Genomic DNA, 18,105 nt, shown 5'->3' with positions numbered 1-18,105 from the left:
CTACCATGCCAAGCAATACGGGTTTCTCGGGCACCAACGGCCTTGCCCAGACCCAACTCCGTGGCATGCTCGAAACCGGCTTCATGTTCTAACCCCCGGGGGCTTTGTCCCCGGGATGTTCCAACCCTGTGCAAGAGGTGTCGTCATGAAACTGATTACTGCCATTGTCAAACCCTTCAAGCTCGATGATGTCCGTGAGGCATTGTCAGCTGTCGGGATCCAGGGCCTGACGGTTACCGAAGTCAAAGGCTTCGGGCGCCAGAAAGGTCATACTGAACTCTACCGCGGCGCTGAATACGTGGTGGATTTTCTCCCCAAGGTAAAAATCGAGGCGGTAATCAGCGATGACGCCGTCGACCAGGCCGTTGAGGCCATCGAAAAGGGCGCCCGCACCGGCAAGATTGGTGACGGTAAAATCTTTGTCTCCGAAGTCCTGGAGGCCATCCGTATCCGCACCGGCGAATCCGGTAATGATGCGCTGTAATCACTTATAACCGTTTTACAACCGCTCCGAAATCCTTATAGGGAGGAATTTCTTCATGTCAGTAGCTTGGCTTAATACCGGCGACAATGCGTGGCAGCTTACCGCAGCAACTGTCGTTGGCTTGCAAAGTGTTCCCGGGCTCGTCGTCCTGTACGCGGGCATCGTTAAGAAGAAGTGGGCTGTCAACTCCGCTTTTATGGCTTTTTACGCCTTCGCTGCCGTTTTGATTGCCTGGGTTCTCTGGGCTTATAACATGGGCTTCGGTAATCAATGGTTCCCTTTCGTCGGCACACCACATCCTATCATCAGCATGCAGGATGAACTCAAGCAGGCACTGATTCCGGCCTCCAACACCAGCGCCGCCTTTCCCATGTCCACCATGGTGTACTTTCAGTTCGTTTTTGCTGCCATTACCTTGGTAATCATGGCCGGCGCATTCCTCGGGCGCATGAGCTTCAAGGCCTGGATGATTTTCGTGCCGCTCTGGCTGACCTTTTCTTATACGATCGGTGCTTTCAGCCTCTGGGGTGGCGGCTTCCTCTCGACCCTCGGAGTCATCGACTATTCCGGTGGTTATGTCATCCATCTCTCTGCCGGTATCGCGGGCTTTGTCGGTGCGGCGGTCATTGGCCCCCGTCTGGCGCGTGACCGGGAAAACTTTCAGCCCAACAACGTACTGCTGATGCTGGTCGGTGCCGGTATTCTCTGGCTCGGCTGGAACGGCTTCAACGGTGGTGATCCTTATGCTGCGAGTCGTGATGCGGGTGCCGCGGTTCTGAACACCAACATCGCCACAGCGGTCAGCGTCATTATGTGGACCATCATGGATATCTTCTACTTCAAGAAACCATCCGTCATCGGTGCTGTACAGGGCATGATCACCGGGCTGGTGGCTATCACCCCGGCCGCCGGCGTAGTCGATGGTTACGGTGCGATCGCCATTGGCATCGCCTCAGGCATTATCCCCTGGCTCAGTATGAACCTGCTCGGCAAAACCGCGCTCTTCCGCAAGGTGGATGACACCCTGGGTGTCTTTCATACCCATGCGGTGGCGGGTGTACTCGGTGGTGTCATGACCGGTTTACTGGCGACCAAGGCGGGTTGTGCAGCTTTCGCCCTAAGCACCCCGGGCGGCGCTATCGAGGGGAACTGGCATCAGGTTTGGCTACAACTCATCGGTGCAGCGTTCATCATCGTGCTGAATATCGTAGTGACGTACATTCTGCTCAAGCTCATCAGCTTGATCGTACCCCTGCGCATGTCTGAAGAAGAACTGATGATCGGCGATGATGCGATCCACGGCGAAGAAGCCTACGCTTTCTACGGCGAAGGCGAACGCCGGCCGGTGGCTGGTGACTGAACTTCACTAACACTTCGACATCCTTAAACACGGCGGTTACCCGCCGTGTTTTTTCTCCTAATTATTCACTTAATAAACTATAAATATTTTAACGCATACCATTTTCTATCGGTCAAGCAATAAACAGAAAAATAATTGACAGCAAATACACGGATATTATTTTTTTCGCACATTGACACCTTGTCGAATTGTTCTAAATAACATTACAAGGCCAGACAATCGGCCTAACAGGGCCGCCTTATCGGGAGAAGGACACGCCATAAGTTAATGCATAATGGCATATTTTGATGACTTTTATACCCCAGAGAAGACCTGTCCAAAGTCCGACAACAAGCGTCTCGTTTTACTGAGGATCATATGGAAAACGTAAAGCTCTCTGAACGTGTTCCTGTTGGTGCATTCTACCGAACCAACATAGAAGCGGTAGAAGATGTACGCAGCAGATACTTCATCGCACTATCGATTCCTGCATTTTTACTCATAATGATTGGGATCGGCACGTGGGAGTCATTAGCCTTCCACGCGCGATCTGCAACCTCATTTCACCAGTATGAGCACTACCTGGGAGCGCTTACCAAAATTCAGCAGGGCCAAAGTTCAGCAACACAAGATCTTCAAGAATTTGCCAACCAGACAGCAAACTCAAGAACCAACAGTAGCGGCCAGTATATATCACGTTTTGAAAAAAAAATGGCATATAATCAGCCATTAAACACTGCCTTATCGAATCTATTACATGGTAACAATGAAAATATTCCACTAATACGTGAACAACTGAAAGCAGCAGCACACCATTATCAAGAAATCGAAAAACAGTACTTCAGCTATGCTCAGTGGTTCTTATCAGGAGGTGGGGCGCTCATTTTTTTATCACTGATATATGTTTGGTTCGGTATTCTGCAGCCCATCGGCAAACAAAGCAGGGAGCGCGCGCTTGCCCTCGCCCGTGCCGGTGAATTCAATGAGGACGTCATTAATACTTCACGGGTAATCATCATGGTGATCGACGCAGATGGTAACGTCGTTCTCGTGAATCATTATTTCCAAACACTTTTGCAATGGCCTCGCACACAAATAGTCGGCCACCCTTTACTGAATCGTTTATTTCTTCCACAAGATCATGCAAGCATACTAGCGCTGCTAGACGCGGGCAATCCGGAGCAGATTCAGGAGCTCCCGATACTCAATTCCGCGGGTGACCAACTGATCATGGCGTGGACTGTGACGCCGGTACGCGATGTTACCGGCGAGGAACTCCTGCGGGTTGCCATGGGCGTGGACGTCACGGAGCGGGCAGCCGCCGAACATGCACAACAAATTGCCCTGCTCAAGGCGCAGTCATTGAGCGATCGTCTACAAGACGAGGCCCAACAAGCTGCCGAATTACACACAGCTTTTCTCGGCCCAGAGCAGATCACGCTGCCAGGCCTGTCCGGTATCGCCGCCAGCATCACCAGCTCGGAAGTAGGCGGTGACTATCTGGATTGCTATACCACCAAAGAAACATCCGTGCTGGTACTCGGGGATGTGAGCGGACACGGGCTCGCGGCCGGGAGCATCGTGGCTGTCGCAAAAACCGTTATCAACCAATTGCATGCGGATGGCATTGGGCGCCCAGATCAAGTGCTTAGACAGCTCAACAATGCCATTCTTAATACCGCACAGGGATTGCGTCTAATGACCATGATTTGTGCGGCAGTAGATTTTCACCACGGCATTCTGTACATCGCTAATGCGGGGCAGCAATTTCCCTATCTCCAAAAACCGGATGGGCAGTGGGAGATGCTTGAAATCGGTGGACTTCCACTAGGCCAGGAATTGGATCTCGATATCTTCACAAGCGAATTTGATATGCCATTAGGAAGCCGACTGATCCTCATCAGTGATGGATGGATTGAAGAAAATGCACCGGATGGAACGCCATTTGGCTATGAGCGATTGGAACAAGCACTCGAAGAATTTTCTACATTAGGTGATAACCAATTGCGTGACGCACTAATCGCCAGACTGATTGCGTTCTGTGAACGAGATACTTTTGATGACGATTTAAGTATCATCGTTGTGCACCATAACGAGCGTTATCCTGCAGTTTCTGAATGGCGTTCAGAACAACCCCTGGAAATCATCAGAATATCTCAGGATTACTACGCTAATAAGACCATTTCTCCGCGCCTTTCACGCCAACATATCGTACTATTTGCCGAACATGAATGGCAAAACCTGCTTCCACGGATGAGTCAGGATGGAATACGTCGGATACTAATTCCAGGAAACCCATTCCTGCAAGAAATGGGCTGGGATAACCTCCTTAATGCCCACAAGGAAATCGACAACGAGCTATCACTATATCTCCATATTGATACCCCTCTGCAATTACCTATCACCACTTCGACAGATAAAGTGGGGGTTATTTCGTCCTTGGCGTCCTGGCTGGCGGAGACTGACGTGCGCGATGACTGGATCGACGTCTGCACACTCGTCGCCGATGAGCTCCTCGAAAATGCACTTTATGCCGCACCACGAGATGCCCGGGGACAAGCCATTTATTCAAAAAGCGTAGATCGCATACTTAACGAAGATGAACATATCAGTCTGTATATGGGTCGTCGAAATAACATTCTCGCCATTCAGATGAGAGACAACTGGGGCACATTAACACCCTCAACATTATTACAACGCCTGGGCGCACACATTCAAGGTCATGGACTCATCGCCAATCAGGGAGGCGGTGGATTATATTTGTTGTGGCGTTTTTCTGACTATATGCAAATTCGCGTTTTTCCTGGGCGCGAAACGCGCGCGACATTATTCTTCGACCTGGATCATCCACCGCACGAAGACCACTATCCCGCATTCCAATTTCTTTATCACAGTGACATTTGCGAGGTAAATCATGACTACCTTTGAAATCATCACTCAAAGCTCAGCCGATGATCCGGCCATCTACCGCCTGCGCGGCGTCATTGACGCTGCCGCCAAAGCACACATGGACCCCCTGCTTGCCATCAACAAGCCAGCTATTCTGGATTTCACTGAAGTTTCACGCGTTAACTCTATGGGTTTAGCCATCCTCCTCAACATCTTGAAACAACTTCACGGTAACAGACTACCCATCGCGGTCGAGGGGATGAATCGCATGACGGCGATGCTGTTTAAAATGACCGGGTTGAATCAATACCTGACAAATCAGCCGAGCACCTCCAGCCCGCCTGCGACAAATCATGCAGCAGCACCCGAGGCTGCTCATGTAACATTAACAACCACTTCGTCCATGCAAAACCGTCCGTCACCCCAACCTCCATCGCGGAACGATCATTGGCGATTTTCCGTGAGCCTGCAGGAACGCGCTCAATTAGAAGGGTGGTATTTTCTCAACACCCATCTTCAAAAAAAATGGGGACACTCTATACGACTAGAGCCCCATTTCGGCGCGCTGGAACAAACTAACACGGCCCCTTCAGACTCCGCGGACATAGTGTTTGCCTCACCGTTTGCTGTATGCGAACTCATTCAGATGGGTTTTTCACCATTACTTGTACCCTGCGCAAACCCCGAAGAAGCCGTCGTGATTCGCCGAAAAAATGACGAAAGAACGACATTCACTCAGTTCTCTCGCCCCAAAGTCATTACCGACAGAATGGACAGCTACGCCTACTTGCTAGGTAGACTGCTCATGGATGAATCAGGCTACTCATCGGACAATGCCAACTACTTATTTGTCGGTAATGATATCAAGTCCGTGCAGATGCTACTACGAAACATGGGCGATATTGCCATTTTGCCACGACAAACCTTTTACGGACTTTCATCCATCACTCAAGATCAACTGAAAGTCATGGATGAGAGTCAAACGGACTTTGCTTATCATGCATTATGCTTGTCTTCACACCGGAGATCAGATGCCACGGCGATCATAGATCTCTTCATTTCTCTGCAAGATGAAATAAAAGGCCAGGAGATACTCAGTGGGCTTGGCATTCGTGGCTGGCGTGAGCCGGCATCCGAAGAAATAAACATGTTGACCGAAGTGTACAAAAAGTATGTGGGAAGCGGGTAACATTTAATGACAAATTTTTACAGTCATAACACTTGAATTTTTACCAGATACTACCAGAGCTTAGTGGAGAACAATCATGTATCTAGAACACCCATCGTATTTGAGCCCTGGCGATACTGCGTGGCAGATAACTGCAGCCACACTCGTGGGGTTACAGAGCGTTCCGGGGTTAGCCATTCTTTATGGTGGTATCGTCAAGAAGAAATGGGCGCTCAATTCCGCGATGATGGTCTTTTACGCTTTTGCTGCCGTTCTGATTACGTGGATGCTCTGTGGCTTTAGCATCGCCTTCGGCAACCCCGTGCATCTCGGCCCCGGAATACTTTCTGGACTATTTGGTTGGCCTCGCCCCGTTATGTCCGCCATCGACAGCATCGGCCAAGCCAATATTCCACTATTGAATGGCATCATGCCTGCCTTTGCCTTTCCACAATCCGCATTGATTTACTTTCAATTTGTATTCGCTGCCATTACCCCCATTCTGCTTGCCGGCGGCGTTCTTGGACGAATGAACTTCAAAGCATGGATTATTTTTGTACCAATATGGTCTGCACTCGTTTATTCAGTGGGTGCCTTCATGCTCTGGGGTGGTGGCTGGTTAGCGCAACTCGGAGCCGTTGATTACTCCGGAGGTTACGTCATTCACGTCGCTGCGGGTATTTCAGGATTCATAGCGGCGGCGGTGATTGGACCGCGACTTTTTGCAGACCGGGTTGATTTCCCTCCGAATAACCTCATTATGGCCATGGCGGGAGCCGGTCTATTGTGGCTTGGCTGGAATGGATTTAACGGCGGTGATCCTTACTTCGCCAATCAGGATATGGCCGCTGCCGTGATCAATACCAATCTCGCCACGGCGGCAGCATTACTGACATGGCTATTCATGGACATGGCGTTTCTCGGCAGAGCATCTATGGTGGGGGCCATCAATGGTATGATATGCGGATTGGTCGCTATCACACCGGCTGCAGGTTTCCTGAATGGTTGGGGTGCACTGATTCTTGGCGTAACCGCCGGTATGATTCCCTGGATTACCATGAACAAGATAGGACCAAAAACATGGCTGAGTAAGGTTGACGATACGCTTGGTGTATTACACACCCACGCCGTTGCCGGTGCCGTAGGTGGATTGATGGTGGGTATTCTCGGTGATCCGCGCATGGTCCTATACTACGGAGCAGGCAAAACACCGGACATATCCGTAGATGGGTTACTCTATGGTGGTGGATTCGCGCAACTCTGGCATCAATTAATCGCTCTCGTGGTAATCGTGGTATATAACGCCGTTATGACATTCGTTATTCTGAAGCTGTTAGGCGTGTTCATCCCACTGCGCATGAGTGACGCTGATTTAGAGATCGGTGACTATGCCATACATAAAGAGGACCCCATTCCGGGGGTCATGGGTGCGCCCATTGAGAATCTGGTGCCGAATAAACCCGCATGGGATGGTCCCGATACGGTCGGGCCAGCGACTCACTACCCGCCCGCTGGTACGGATTAGATTGGTGACAGCTTGGTTGGCGAAGTCCGCCCCATCCGGTTGCAGACTTCGCCAGAGGCAATGGTCCGGTGGTGATCTAGCCTGTGAAACACCCATCCTCACCCTGCTGTTGTAGAACCGCAGAGGACTTAAGATGATTCCCGATTCTGTTCTGAACCGATTACAACATCTGGTGCGCGTCTACGAATTCAGTACATTTTTCGAGGAAACGGCGGCGCTAGCCGCAGACCTGATGGAGGCCGATGGCGCGGCCTTCATCGTCCACGAAGATCATAACCTGCGTTACCTGTTTTTTCATGGCCTACCCACGAGCTATTCAGACCTGTCGAAGCACATTTTTTCCGACGACCGCGGCAACAGCGGTGCCGCACTACGGACGGACCGCGCCATTTATGTGCCGGATTATCCAAACAGCGCCCACGCCATGCCCGAGTATGTAGCTACTGGTTTACAGGCAAGCCTCGCCCTCCCCGTCCACGGCCCCAAGGGTGCCAGTGGCGTCCTGGCCGTTGCCTGGTTCCGCCCGGCGCCCGCAAAGCTCGCTGAAAGCACTTTGCACCTGGCACAACTATTGGCCGATATGCTGGGTGCCGCCTGGTACCGGATGGGTATTGAGCTGCACCTGGAACAGATTGCCACTCGGGATACCCTCACCGGTGTACCCAATCGCTACCAGCTCGAAGAACGCCTAAACATGGCCTGTGCCCGCGCGCAGCGTGATCAACGCATCCTCGCCATTGTTTTATTGGATATTGATGGCTTTAAGGAAGTGAATGACAGCCTGGGGCACAGCGCGGGGGATCGTCTGCTGCGGGAAATTGTGACCCGCCTGCATGACGTGCTGCGTGCCAGCGATACCATCGTCCGCCTGGCCGGTGACGAGTTCATACTGTTGCTGGAAAAACTGCACAGCCCGCGTGATCTGGAAGATATACTCCAACGCATTCTGCTGGCGCTCAATATTCGCATGGGGGTGGATGATCAGCAGGTTGGTATAACCGCCAGCGCCGGCGTCACCACCTATCCCCATGATAAGGCCGATCCCGTTGAGCTTATCCACCACGCAGATCAGGCGGTCTATCGCGCCAAGGCGGCCGGTGGAAATTGCTGGACCTATTATGATCACGAGGATGATGAACGTCGGCGCTCCGCCCAACACCTGCGCGGTGAACTGGAGCGTGCACTGGCAAAACAGGAGTTCGTCCTCTACTGGCAACCCATCATCGACATGCAAAGCGGCCTTTGCGTTGCGGCCGAAGCATTGATCCGCTGGCAGCACCCTGAACGCGGCCTGCTCCTGCCCGCCAGCTTTCTGGATGTCGCGGAGAACTCTACGGTCATGCTGCGCATTGGAGCGTGGGTTATCCATAACGCCTGCCAACATGGCGAAGTCTGGGCCAGGCAGGGCATGGTCCTTGACATCCAGATCAACCTCGCTGCTCGCCAGGTAGAAAACCATCGTCTCTGCGACGACTTACGCCGCGCGCTGGCGGACTGCCCCACACTGTCTGCAGAGCGCATCTGTCTGGAACTGGTTGAACGCATCGCCCTGCGCGATATTGCCAAAACCGCCAGACTGATCAGTGACTGCCAGAGACTTGGCGTGCGCTTCGCCCTCGACGACTTTGGAACCGGGCCCGCCGCACTGCAATACCTGCTCGAACTTGGCTGCAACCAAATCAAAATCGACCACAGCTTCGTCATCCCCATGGCCGGGAGTCAACGTCACCAACGGATGATTCAGGCCATGATCCAGATGGCCCATGCGCTGGGTGTAACCGTCACCGCCGAAGGCATTGAGAACATGGAGAGCGCCGACCTCCTGCGCCAGATGCAGGCGGACCGAGGACAGGGATATGGCATCGCCAGACCTATGCCAGCATCAAGTTTTGCCACATACTGGCTACAAAACACCACTGCGGAACAGCCTGCATCATGACGAAGATTCTCGTTTTACAGCACCATCCGGAAGAAGGGCTGGGTAGCCTGCACAATATTCTTGTGGCACAGGGGCATCGAACGGAGGTGCATCGCCTTGATCTGGGCGTACCGGTTCCCGATGACTTGGCCGACTATGGCGCCTTGATCATCATGGGCGGACCCATGAGCGTCCATGATACGGACCGGTACCCGTGGCTGCTCAACGAGCAACAAATTATTCGCCGGGCAGTTGGCGAGGAACTCCCCGTCCTGGGACACTGCCTCGGCGGGCAACTGATTGCCCAAGCGATGGGTGGCCAGGTAATCCCTAACCCAGATGGCCCGGAAATCGGCTGGTGGCCAGTCACCAAGACCCCAGAAGCAATGAGCAGCGCCTGGTTAGCAGGTCTCCCCGACTCGTTTACGCTCTTTCACTGGCATGGCGAGACCTTTTTTCTGCCGTCCGGTGCAGTGCCGCTGCTTTCCAGCGACCTTTGTGCCCAGCAGGCCTTTGCCATTGGCAAGCACTGTCTGGCGCTTCAAGGCCACCCGGAGGTCACCCCCGCCACGGTGCAAGCCTGGACGGAAACCATGGCGGATGACTTGCAACAAACCGGTGCGGGTGTGCAACGCCGCAGGAACATTCACGAGCATCTGGAGCACAAATGTGAAGAGTTGCTGGACAAGGCCATGGCGATCTACCGCCCGTGGCTAGAACAGCTGTGCTAACGCCTCAGCGCCGCTCTGCCTCGATCATTTCTGCAGCCAGCAAACGTAGCAAGGCCATGACTTCCTCCGTATCACGCACATCGGTCGTGGTCAACCGCAACCGCAAGTCGCCGTGCCGCAGATAGGGCGGCAAGCGCAACGAAGCCCTCTGTTCTGGATCCAGTTTGTTCAAGGCCACAACGACCAACGTGCTATTCAAAAAAGGTAGAATCTTGTCCAGATAGAGATGAATGGCGTCAATAGGTCGAGGCCTCGCGGCATCTATAAGCACAATCAAACCATCCGCGTTTTTGCCCAGAATTTCCCACATAAACTGAAAACGTTCTTGTCCGGGAATGGCATAAAGATGAAGTTTGACAGGGATTCTCGGACATCGGATCACTCCGTAATCCATTGCTACTGTGGTGGTTCTTTTGCTTTCTAGCGATCTCGATTCTGAGTAGGCTGCGTCGGTAGAGAGCAACTTTTCGCCAAGCAATGTGCGCAAGGCTGTTGTTTTTCCAGAAGCGACATGCCCGGCAATAATGATTTTTTTTTCAACGGTCCGATCGGTCATGAGCCTAATCTTTAAACTTGTGCCAGCACTGTAAAGCAAACCATGCCGACTCTCAAACAATCCAGGCAGGTCAATAGATTACCCGTGCAACAACTGACCGCGTACTGCAGTTCCGAATTGCTGCACAAAATCAGGCGCTGACGATGACCACAGCCTGCTCAGGGCTGCGCCATAGCCTGTCCCACATACTGTCCCATCCAGTGCTCAATCTCTTCCACCTCACGGAGGTGCCCATAAAGGCCAATGCGTGCCGAAAATTTGGTAACAGCAGCGCCCTTGTTCTGCAGGGTAATCAGAATGGCGTTACCCTCCGAATCATATCCATGCACTTCGACAGTATCGGGACTGATCTGCTTGGACCCGGTAAACTGCATACCCGCCTGAGGCAAGGCCCTCTCAGCCGCGGCAGTGACCACGCTGAGCGATGCGGGATAATAGGTGTAGTAAGGTACAGGATTAACTTGTGGGGCCCAACTGGCTGTACAGCCACTCAACCCAAGAGCCAGCACCACAGAGGCTGCCGCGAGGCGTGAGGATAAGGTCATAGCATTCTCCATAGCGAAATACGGGGTCGGTCCGGGGAGTGGACCTTCGCTTCATACTATACTGCAAAAGGCGGCGGAGAGGATTCATCCGGCAACGCCTCAAACAAGATAATGAACGGATAGGAGACCTCTCCCGGAACCGCCATTGCGATCGGCAGGACTGTGCCTGGTTGACTACACTAGTATCCTTGTGGAACTTGGCACCATAATAAGCACCTAAGTACTATTACGAGGAGATAGTGACCATGAAGACGGCACGCTGGTTGATGATTGCAACATTACCCCTTGCGTTAGCGGGCTGCGCGAATAATCCCTACGCCAGCAATAGCACTACGGCCAATACGGCGGGAGGCTCTCTGCTCGGTGCCGTCGCTGGCGCGGTCATCGGAAATCAAACCGGCTCGCCGCTGGCAGGCGCCGCCATTGGCGCCGGGTTAGGCGGACTTGCGGGCTATGGCATCTCCAGGAGCCAACAGCAGGCGCCGGCACCACAGCCCGGTTACTATGCAGCACCACAGGGCGGCGTACCATGCCCGCCCGGCTACGTGTGTACGCCGACGGCGCCTCAATACCAGCAACCACCTGCCTGTCCGCCAGGATATACCTGCTACCCCCGATAAGCTGACGCATGACGCCGGTCCAAAAGTCCGCCATGAGGTTCCCGTGCCCCGCTGCAACGTATACAGGAGCGCTGGGGTGACAGCGACCAACCAGCGGGCACGTCCGGACGGCAAGGCACGGACCACATTGCAGGACAAAGGAAGCTCTGATGGAACTTCGACAGAGCTGAGGTGGCCTATGGCAGCAGAAGTTCCGGCAGCGCACCCCGCTTGCCGATATTTCTCGTTTACTGCTTGAGAATAAACAGCCAACCCTCAGCCTTACTTGAACTTTCTGGAGACTATGACCTAGAATGCAAATGTATTTCCAGACGGAGGCCGTGCATCAGCATGCGCGTACGATACCATCTTCGGGGTTACAGGCTGGGGGCTTTCGGCTTCGCCGCCGCAGCGGCACTTGCGGGCTGCGCGAGTATGCCCAGCCACATGGCCGGCACGTCAGGTGGTGGCTACGGTTCGGCGATGGTGGGTTCTGCTTATTCCACCGGGCAGGATTGCCACGCGCCAGCCCCCGACCTCAATGCAGCCTACAATCAACCTTATGAAATCAATGGAGAGTGGTATCATCCCATGCATGGTGATACAGGCTTTTCAGAGAATGGTATTGCCTCCTGGTACGACCAGCAATCCTCAAGCAACGTGACCGCCATGGGTACCGCCTTCCACGCCCGGCAAATGACGGCCGCGAGTCGAACGCTGCCGCTGCCCTCCTGCGTGCGCGTCACGAATCTGAAGAACGGACGCAGCGTTGTGGTGCTGGTCGATGATCGCGGTCCCTTCGTGAGTGGTCGCATCATGGATATGTCTTATGGTGCCGCCAGCCAGTTGGGCATGCTCAACCAGGGCACAACGCCGGTGCATATTCAGGTGATTCCCAGCAGCCCAAGCCCCAGCACACCGCTTCCCCAAGTGCTACCGGTGGCCCAACGTATCGTGCCTAGGATGGCACCCGTACCGGTCTTGCACACGCCGACGGCGATACCGGTACCCGCCTATACACCTCCCTCCACTGCCAGCGCCAACCTGACGGCCGTGGTAAACGACGCTTTTTCCAACAGCCCGGTCCGCGCCATACCTGCCGCCGTCCAGAAGGCCCCTCCCGTCCCTGTTCCGCCGCCTCGGGAGGCCGCCCACACCTTACGGCAGTGGCGGCAGACACCGCGGTCCGGGCAAATCTATCTGGAAACGGCAAGCCCCATGCAGTTGCAGACCGCTGTCCGCGAGCGCAGGAAACTGCAAGATTTCGGGATCAGCACCGCGCACATGGTACCAGTATCCTCCACGACCGCGGGCGGGTTATATAAAATCAAGATCGGTCCGATGGCCCCCACCGCCGCCCCGGAAGACTATGCGGCCAGTTTGCAACGCCTGCGCCTCGGCACCTTTGTGGTCAGCGAGCAGGAGGGTTGAAGACATCCGCGCCCAATTTGCGCAAGGGTGGCTCCCTCCGCTCGCCGAGAATAGCCCAGACAATCAGGATGATCCAGGCAATGCCCGACCAGCCCAATACAATATTCAGGACCAGTACCCACAGAAAATGTTCGTGGTGACGTGCTGCGGCAATAATGCTGGGGATAAAATAGATAAACAAACCAAGTATGGCACCTAATAACCATACCACCACGTGCAAAAACACCGCCGCAATGCCCAGCCCTATCAGAGTCAACACCACGATGCCTATCACCATTAAAGTACTCAAGCCTCAACTCCTTCCGCCTTAGCGGTAAATAGTTTACTGATAATGGTATCTCCTGCCAGTTCTTCACCACTGAGCGTCAGCGCCAGCAATTCGCCGCCCAAGACCTCCGGGGAGATAATAAGGTCGGCACCAATCTGTCGCAGACGTTCCAGATTTTTACTATTCTGAACCGCCGCCACGGTTTTTCCGGGAACAGCCAACTCTTTAGCCGCAAGAATGATAAAGGCGTTTTCGCTGTCTATGACCCGCAATGCGAGAACACCCAGCGCGCACTCAGCCCCCGCCTTACGCAAAATATCCAGATCTGTAGCATCACCAATCATGAGATCTTCCTCAGCCATCCATCCATGCTCTGGCATCACGGGAACCAGCACCAGTGCCGGCAAATGGCGGGCGCGCAACGCGCGATAGGTGTTCTGTGCCAACGCATTATCACCAATAATCAGATAATGATTACGGTGACTACGTTTTTTTTCTCCCATCAGCAGGCGCTGCATCCGGCCATTTACCAACGGTACAACGACCGCAGAAATAGAAGTTGCGAAAACGGTGATACCCAGGATGATGATGGAGATAACAAAAAGTCGGGCATCTTCGCTTTTCGGCACAATATCCCCATAACCCACGGTGGACATGGTAACCACGGCGAAATACAAGGCACTTACCAGATTCTGGATAGACGGCGAAAATCCTGCACCCAACACGTAACTGCCCAGTACCGCATAGCTCATCAGGAGTAAAATAGAAATCGCCGCAAAGAGGGTACCTGCGGCCACACTCGAACGCGCAAAATGGCGCCGAAACAGCAGCAATGCCACTAGTATCACGGCATTAAAAATGACGACGCCACTCCACACAAAACCATAGTGATGCAGCAATATGGCCAGCATCGCTGCCGCCAGCACCAACGTAATGGCCCAGGAAAAGCGGGAGCGAAACAGCAATCCGAAGGCCATCAGCAGCAGCACAACCCCGGCCGCCGCTTCCGGTATTGTACCCAAAGCGGACAACAGCGGCGCCTGGGTCAGACTGGTGGAAGGTGCAAGAGCGGCCAATTCAGGGAAGAGTTGTGTGAGATGGGGCAATGCATCCAGTATGGCCAGCACGCCCAGCAGCCCTACAGCAATAGCCATCGGTATCTGCGGAAACCACACATTCAGATGCAAAACCGCCTGCGCCTTGGCCACGAAGCGAAAAAATCGCTGTCGTAGCGATAATTTCATCACATCGGGGATCCTGATCATGAACAGCCCCTTATTTATGGAGACCAGACGCCGTTAAATCGGAAATTCGGCGAGGCGATAAAATACCTCTCAGCCCAAACATCATCCATCTAGAACTGTATCATCTATAGAGCGTTGCAGCGACCTATGGCTGGCGCAGCCACCGTGGCGGTAGCACTAAGGTCTTTGTGAGCACGGCTGATGATGGTGCAATTATCGGTTACTATGCACTGCCTGCCTCCAGCATACAGCCGGAGGTGACCCCAAAGGGTTTCATGAACATGGAATTACGCCATCTACGCTATTTCGTCGCCGTCGCCGAAGAACTGCACTTCAGCCGCGCGGCAGAACGGCTCGGTATCTCGCAGCCTCCTCTCAGTCAGCAGATTCATCTTCTGGAAGAGATGCTCGGTGCACGCCTGTTTATTCGCAGTAACCGGCGCGTTGCCCTGACCGGGCCGGGGATGGCGCTCGCATTCACCGGTTACCGGATATGCTGGAATCGCGACACCTTTATCTCGACCCGCTGGTAGCGGTATTACCGGCGAACCACCCGGTCCTCCAGTGCCTAACCGATGGCGCAGGATTGCCCACGGCGACACTCGCCCGGGAACCCTTTATCCTCTTCGCGCAATCGGCGCACTCGGGAATTCAGGAGCAGATTTATGCGCTTTGCCATGATGCCGGATTTTCACCGCACATTGTGCAGGAAGCCCATGAAGCATCGACCATTATCGGACTGGTAGCCGCAGGGCTGGGGGTGTCCATACTGCCAGCCTCCTGTGAACATTTTCGCGTAGAAAACGTGCGTTATATGCCACTGGACACCTCTGCCGCAGTGTCAGAAATTCATGTGGTTTATCATCGCACAGAACACTCGCCATTAGTCGGGCAACTGGTACGGCTGCTGAAAACCACCCGGACGCAACCGAACCCAGTTCGCGGCCTCTAACGGCACTAACCCGCGCAATTTCCACGCGATCGTCAAACCGCTGAGCGCCATGATGCCCACCAACACGGCCACTCCATTCTGTCCCCAGGCTGTATAGAGCAAGCCGCCACTCGCTCCGACAATAGCGGAGCCGATATAGTAAAAACAGATAGAGTGACGCGGCCCGCGCCTTGGCGATATGGGTGCGCCGTCCGACCCAACTGCTCGCGATAGAGTGCCCCCCGAAAAATCCGCAAGTGAGCGCAACGAAATCATAGGGCGCCGCCATCAGGCGATACCCCAGATAATTGTAGACCGTCACAAACATGCCCATCAGAGAAAATCCCTCGGCAAATAGCCAAGGTAATCCGGGGTCTTTGAATATCTTGGAGACATGGCCGAGGCTGCGCTGCCAGCTTAAGGCACGCGGTATAAAATGGCGAGATGCCGGCAACAAACGCAGGACTATCACGCTGGCACACAAGCCTGTCACGCCAATGGCGCCAATACCCACGCGCCAGCCCCAATAATTCGCCAGCACACCCGCAATCAGCCGCCCGGACATGCCGCCCACAGCACTACCACTAATATACAGCCCCATACCCAGTCCGACAGACTCCGTATGCATTTCTTCATTGATATAGGTCATGGCGACCGCCGACAAACCGCTCAAGGTCAGGCCCAGCAAAGCCCGCAAGGCAAAAAACCCGTACCAGTTCGGCACAAATCCGGTGCACAGCACCAGCAGCACTGACAAAAACAGGGAAAACACCATGACCGGTTTCCTGCCCCAGCGATCCGACAGATTGCCCGCAAACAGCATGGCCACCGCCAACACTCCCGTCGTCAGGGACAGCGACAGTGCGCTACCCGCCGCACTGACCCCATACTCTTTGCTGAACACGGGCATCAGTGGTTGCACGCAATAGAGCATACTGAACGTGGCGAATCCCGCTGCGAACAGGGCCAGATTCGTCCTTCGGGACACGGTCGTGCCGTGATGAATGGCGCTATCGGGCAGAGTGTCTGATGATGGCGCGGCGTGATGTGAATGGACGAGATTCATGTCGTCGATACGCGATTAGCTATCTCGATGAGATTCCCGTCGGGATCACGGAGATATCCGGTAGCACCGGTACGTTGTATCGGCCCTTCAATGACCGTTCCGCCGTGGGACGCCATATGGGCGAGCACGTCAGATAACGGCACGGCGGTGGTAAAACACAGATCTGCAGAACCAGGCGTAGGTTGCAACGCCTTAGGCGCAAATTCACACTCCTGTGCATGCAGATTGATTTTCTGGCTGGCGAATGCCAAGGCTTTACGTCCCGGCCCGAAGGTCAGCGCTTTCATCCCTAACACTTCTACGTAGAAAGCGATGCTCGCTCTATGTTCTTCACGGTGAGCACAAGATGGTCAAGACTATCGAGCTTCATGTTCTTCTCCGGTCAGTTTCTGTGAGTGTCAGGGGACGAAGCGTAAACTCCCCGAAGCGCTGAAACCATAGGGCAGCGACTCTGCTTCTATATTTCTTAACTATAAGCGGCCAGCCGCATGACCATCACGAAAAGAGATATTGCAACATTAGCCGGTCACCAATGAAGATTCCGTGATAACCAGCATAGAACTGATAAAACCAGGCCGCAGAATTTAAAGACTGCCAATGGGCCTTCACGCCAAAAGCCAGGGTGCCCTTCATATTGTCCGGCATAGGGTGTGACTTGCGCCGTAACCGCATGAAATGTGCTGGAAATCATGACGATATCCGATGTATTCATCCACGGGGTGTTAATCAACTGATCACCGACCCGCATCCGTAACCACGGATTCTGATATTGCAAATAGGCCTGCCCCAGCACATTCAGGCTATCTTTTCCGCCCACGGCAGAGCATCGATATGGGTATATCCCGGCATGTCGACATCATTGGTGCCAAGACTGTTGGCGGTGTAAAGTGCCACCCCGCAATGACGCCATAGAGAGGCACGGTCTGGGCCTTGATCATGCCGCCCAGGGAATAGGCATATTTGTCGGGTAATGCCGAATCACCGTACAGTTTGTTGAAATAATAGGAACGAATGATTCCGGTGACGATAGTTGCCTCGAGGAACTGCTGGATGGATTCCGCATGGGCAACCCACGGCAACACCATCAAGACAGCCACGACAGTTTTTACCATATAAAACCTCTTTTAAGTAAGTAAATTAACCAGCTGGTTGATGAGCTGGTTAATTAAAGTTACGGGTAGGTTACGGACTGCTTCCAAACGTGGTTGTTAACCGAGGTGATCTCCAGCAGATAATTTCCTGGAGCCAATGTTACGCCAGCGTTTATCGAGCCCGGCAGGCTAATGGTAGCCGAAGCGCCCACCGGCCCTACGATGCCGAATTTCCCCACATGCAGTTGTTGATAGGGAAAGTCGTTGTGGAATGCGCTTTTCGGAAGCTGGGCGAGATCTTTACCCAACCATTGTTCGAC

General features: G+C 53.7%; 18 protein-coding genes and 1 pseudogene. 11 read left to right on the top strand and 8 right to left on the bottom strand.

Annotation, left to right across the window (positions count from 1 at the left end; all coding sequences use genetic code 11):
- Nucleotides 1-145: 145 nt before the first annotated feature.
- From glnK to AC2VNK_RS10010, 7 genes are all read left to right on the top strand, one after another.
- A complete protein-coding gene (glnK, locus tag AC2VNK_RS10040; protein WP_206385448.1) occupies nucleotides 146-484 on the top strand; it encodes a P-II family nitrogen regulator in 339 nt (112 codons plus the stop codon).
- Between the two features lie 55 nt (nucleotides 485-539).
- Nucleotides 540-1,844 carry an ammonium transporter gene (locus tag AC2VNK_RS10035; RefSeq protein WP_486883653.1) on the top strand — a complete coding sequence of 435 codons (1,305 nt, stop codon included), beginning with the start codon at nucleotides 540-542 and terminating at the stop codon, nucleotides 1,842-1,844.
- A 357-nt stretch (nucleotides 1,845-2,201) separates the two neighbouring features.
- Nucleotides 2,202-4,751 carry a PP2C family protein-serine/threonine phosphatase gene (locus AC2VNK_RS10030; RefSeq protein WP_486883652.1) on the top strand — a complete coding sequence of 850 codons (2,550 nt, stop codon included), beginning with the start codon at nucleotides 2,202-2,204 and terminating at the stop codon, nucleotides 4,749-4,751.
- A complete protein-coding gene (locus tag AC2VNK_RS10025; RefSeq protein WP_486883651.1) occupies nucleotides 4,738-5,901 on the top strand; it encodes a PhnD/SsuA/transferrin family substrate-binding protein in 1,164 nt (387 codons plus the stop codon). The genes AC2VNK_RS10030 and AC2VNK_RS10025 overlap by 14 nt, the downstream gene beginning before the upstream one ends.
- Before the next feature lie 76 nt (nucleotides 5,902-5,977).
- Nucleotides 5,978-7,405 (top strand): ammonium transporter, encoded by a 1,428-nt coding sequence (locus tag AC2VNK_RS10020; RefSeq protein WP_486883650.1) that lies wholly within the window; start codon nucleotides 5,978-5,980, stop codon nucleotides 7,403-7,405.
- A 133-nt stretch (nucleotides 7,406-7,538) separates the two neighbouring features.
- The gene (locus tag AC2VNK_RS10015; RefSeq protein ID WP_486883649.1) at nucleotides 7,539-9,344 is read left to right on the top strand and encodes a putative bifunctional diguanylate cyclase/phosphodiesterase; all 1,806 of its coding nucleotides are present in this window, start codon (nucleotides 7,539-7,541) and stop codon (nucleotides 9,342-9,344) included.
- Nucleotides 9,341-10,054 carry a type 1 glutamine amidotransferase gene (locus AC2VNK_RS10010; protein ID WP_486883648.1) on the top strand — a complete coding sequence of 238 codons (714 nt, stop codon included), beginning with the start codon at nucleotides 9,341-9,343 and terminating at the stop codon, nucleotides 10,052-10,054. The genes AC2VNK_RS10015 and AC2VNK_RS10010 overlap by 4 nt, the downstream gene beginning before the upstream one ends.
- Before the next feature lie 4 nt (nucleotides 10,055-10,058).
- On the opposite strand, the gene AC2VNK_RS10005 is transcribed toward AC2VNK_RS10010, so the two are convergent.
- Both AC2VNK_RS10005 and AC2VNK_RS10000 read right to left on the bottom strand, forming a co-directional pair.
- On the bottom strand, nucleotides 10,059-10,610 hold the full coding sequence (locus AC2VNK_RS10005) for a GTP-binding protein (protein ID WP_486883647.1): 552 nt from the start codon (nucleotides 10,608-10,610) through the stop codon (nucleotides 10,059-10,061).
- A 158-nt stretch (nucleotides 10,611-10,768) separates the two neighbouring features.
- Nucleotides 10,769-11,155 (bottom strand): hypothetical protein, encoded by a 387-nt coding sequence (locus AC2VNK_RS10000; protein ID WP_486883646.1) that lies wholly within the window; start codon nucleotides 11,153-11,155, stop codon nucleotides 10,769-10,771.
- A 245-nt stretch (nucleotides 11,156-11,400) separates the two neighbouring features.
- Between AC2VNK_RS10000 and AC2VNK_RS09995 the strand changes: the two genes are divergently transcribed.
- Together AC2VNK_RS09995 and AC2VNK_RS09990 are read left to right on the top strand one after the other, a co-directional pair.
- Nucleotides 11,401-11,775, top strand: coding sequence for a glycine zipper domain-containing protein (locus AC2VNK_RS09995; RefSeq protein WP_291524375.1), 375 nt, complete (start codon nucleotides 11,401-11,403; stop codon nucleotides 11,773-11,775).
- A 330-nt stretch (nucleotides 11,776-12,105) separates the two neighbouring features.
- Nucleotides 12,106-13,185, top strand: a complete 1,080-nt coding sequence (locus tag AC2VNK_RS09990; protein WP_486883645.1) for a septal ring lytic transglycosylase RlpA family protein — start codon at nucleotides 12,106-12,108, stop codon at nucleotides 13,183-13,185.
- On the opposite strand, the gene AC2VNK_RS09985 is transcribed toward AC2VNK_RS09990, so the two are convergent.
- Both AC2VNK_RS09985 and kch read right to left on the bottom strand, forming a co-directional pair.
- Entirely contained in the window at nucleotides 13,166-13,474 is a 309-nt protein-coding gene (locus AC2VNK_RS09985) for a superinfection immunity protein (RefSeq protein WP_291524378.1), read from the bottom strand. The two genes, AC2VNK_RS09990 and AC2VNK_RS09985, sit on opposite strands and share 20 nt — an antisense overlap.
- Nucleotides 13,471-14,718, bottom strand: a complete 1,248-nt coding sequence (gene kch, locus AC2VNK_RS09980; RefSeq protein ID WP_291524380.1) for a voltage-gated potassium channel protein — start codon at nucleotides 14,716-14,718, stop codon at nucleotides 13,471-13,473. Before kch ends, AC2VNK_RS09985 begins: the two co-directional genes overlap by 4 nt.
- Nucleotides 14,719-14,885: 167 nt before the next feature.
- Here kch and AC2VNK_RS09975 point away from each other — a divergent pair, with 167 nt between their 5' ends.
- Entirely contained in the window at nucleotides 14,886-15,230 is a 345-nt protein-coding gene (locus AC2VNK_RS09975) for a LysR family transcriptional regulator (RefSeq protein ID WP_486883644.1), read from the top strand.
- Complete coding sequence (locus tag AC2VNK_RS09970; RefSeq protein ID WP_486883643.1) at nucleotides 15,191-15,649, top strand: LysR family substrate-binding domain-containing protein; 459 nt, start codon at nucleotides 15,191-15,193, stop codon at nucleotides 15,647-15,649. Before AC2VNK_RS09975 ends, AC2VNK_RS09970 begins: the two co-directional genes overlap by 40 nt.
- A 199-nt stretch (nucleotides 15,650-15,848) precedes the next feature.
- Here AC2VNK_RS09970 and AC2VNK_RS09965 read toward each other — a convergent pair.
- From AC2VNK_RS09965 to AC2VNK_RS09950, 4 genes and pseudogenes are all read right to left on the bottom strand, one after another.
- A pseudogene (locus AC2VNK_RS09965) lies at nucleotides 15,849-16,538 on the bottom strand (MFS transporter); the annotation flags it as partial.
- Nucleotides 16,539-16,690: 152 nt separating this feature from the next.
- A complete protein-coding gene (locus tag AC2VNK_RS09960) occupies nucleotides 16,691-16,981 on the bottom strand; it encodes a VOC family protein (protein ID WP_291524333.1) in 291 nt (96 codons plus the stop codon).
- A gap of 513 nt (nucleotides 16,982-17,494) precedes the next feature.
- Entirely contained in the window at nucleotides 17,495-17,806 is a 312-nt protein-coding gene (locus AC2VNK_RS09955; protein WP_291524335.1) for a hypothetical protein, read from the bottom strand.
- A gap of 59 nt (nucleotides 17,807-17,865) precedes the next feature.
- Nucleotides 17,866-18,105 (bottom strand): TQO small subunit DoxA domain-containing protein (locus AC2VNK_RS09950; RefSeq protein WP_486883642.1); only part of this gene is annotated, 240 nt, incomplete at its 5' end.

It is taken from the genome of Acidithiobacillus sp. TH-A35, assembly GCF_057473505.1.
The sequence above is the reverse complement of the archived record's forward strand: the minus strand, read 5'-3'. Positions and strand labels throughout refer to the sequence as shown.

Coding starts and splice junctions, on each gene's coding strand:
- glnK (WP_206385448.1), top strand. CDS start 146: ATGAAACTGATTACTGCCATTGTCAAACCCTTCAAGCTCGATGATGTC.
- AC2VNK_RS10035 (WP_486883653.1), top strand. CDS start 540: ATGTCAGTAGCTTGGCTTAATACCGGCGACAATGCGTGGCAGCTTACC.
- AC2VNK_RS10030 (WP_486883652.1), top strand. CDS start 2,202: ATGGAAAACGTAAAGCTCTCTGAACGTGTTCCTGTTGGTGCATTCTAC.
- AC2VNK_RS10025 (WP_486883651.1), top strand. CDS start 4,738: ATGACTACCTTTGAAATCATCACTCAAAGCTCAGCCGATGATCCGGCC.
- AC2VNK_RS10020 (WP_486883650.1), top strand. CDS start 5,978: ATGTATCTAGAACACCCATCGTATTTGAGCCCTGGCGATACTGCGTGG.
- AC2VNK_RS10015 (WP_486883649.1), top strand. CDS start 7,539: ATGATTCCCGATTCTGTTCTGAACCGATTACAACATCTGGTGCGCGTC.
- AC2VNK_RS10010 (WP_486883648.1), top strand. CDS start 9,341: ATGACGAAGATTCTCGTTTTACAGCACCATCCGGAAGAAGGGCTGGGT.
- AC2VNK_RS10005 (WP_486883647.1), bottom strand. CDS start 10,610: ATGACCGATCGGACCGTTGAAAAAAAAATCATTATTGCCGGGCATGTC.
- AC2VNK_RS10000 (WP_486883646.1), bottom strand. CDS start 11,155: ATGACCTTATCCTCACGCCTCGCGGCAGCCTCTGTGGTGCTGGCTCTT.
- AC2VNK_RS09995 (WP_291524375.1), top strand. CDS start 11,401: ATGAAGACGGCACGCTGGTTGATGATTGCAACATTACCCCTTGCGTTA.
- AC2VNK_RS09990 (WP_486883645.1), top strand. CDS start 12,106: ATGCGCGTACGATACCATCTTCGGGGTTACAGGCTGGGGGCTTTCGGC.
- kch (WP_291524380.1), bottom strand. CDS start 14,718: ATGATCAGGATCCCCGATGTGATGAAATTATCGCTACGACAGCGATTT.
- AC2VNK_RS09970 (WP_486883643.1), top strand. CDS start 15,191: ATGCTGGAATCGCGACACCTTTATCTCGACCCGCTGGTAGCGGTATTA.
- AC2VNK_RS09960 (WP_291524333.1), bottom strand. CDS start 16,981: ATGAAAGCGCTGACCTTCGGGCCGGGACGTAAAGCCTTGGCATTCGCC.
- AC2VNK_RS09955 (WP_291524335.1), bottom strand. CDS start 17,806: ATGGTAAAAACTGTCGTGGCTGTCTTGATGGTGTTGCCGTGGGTTGCC.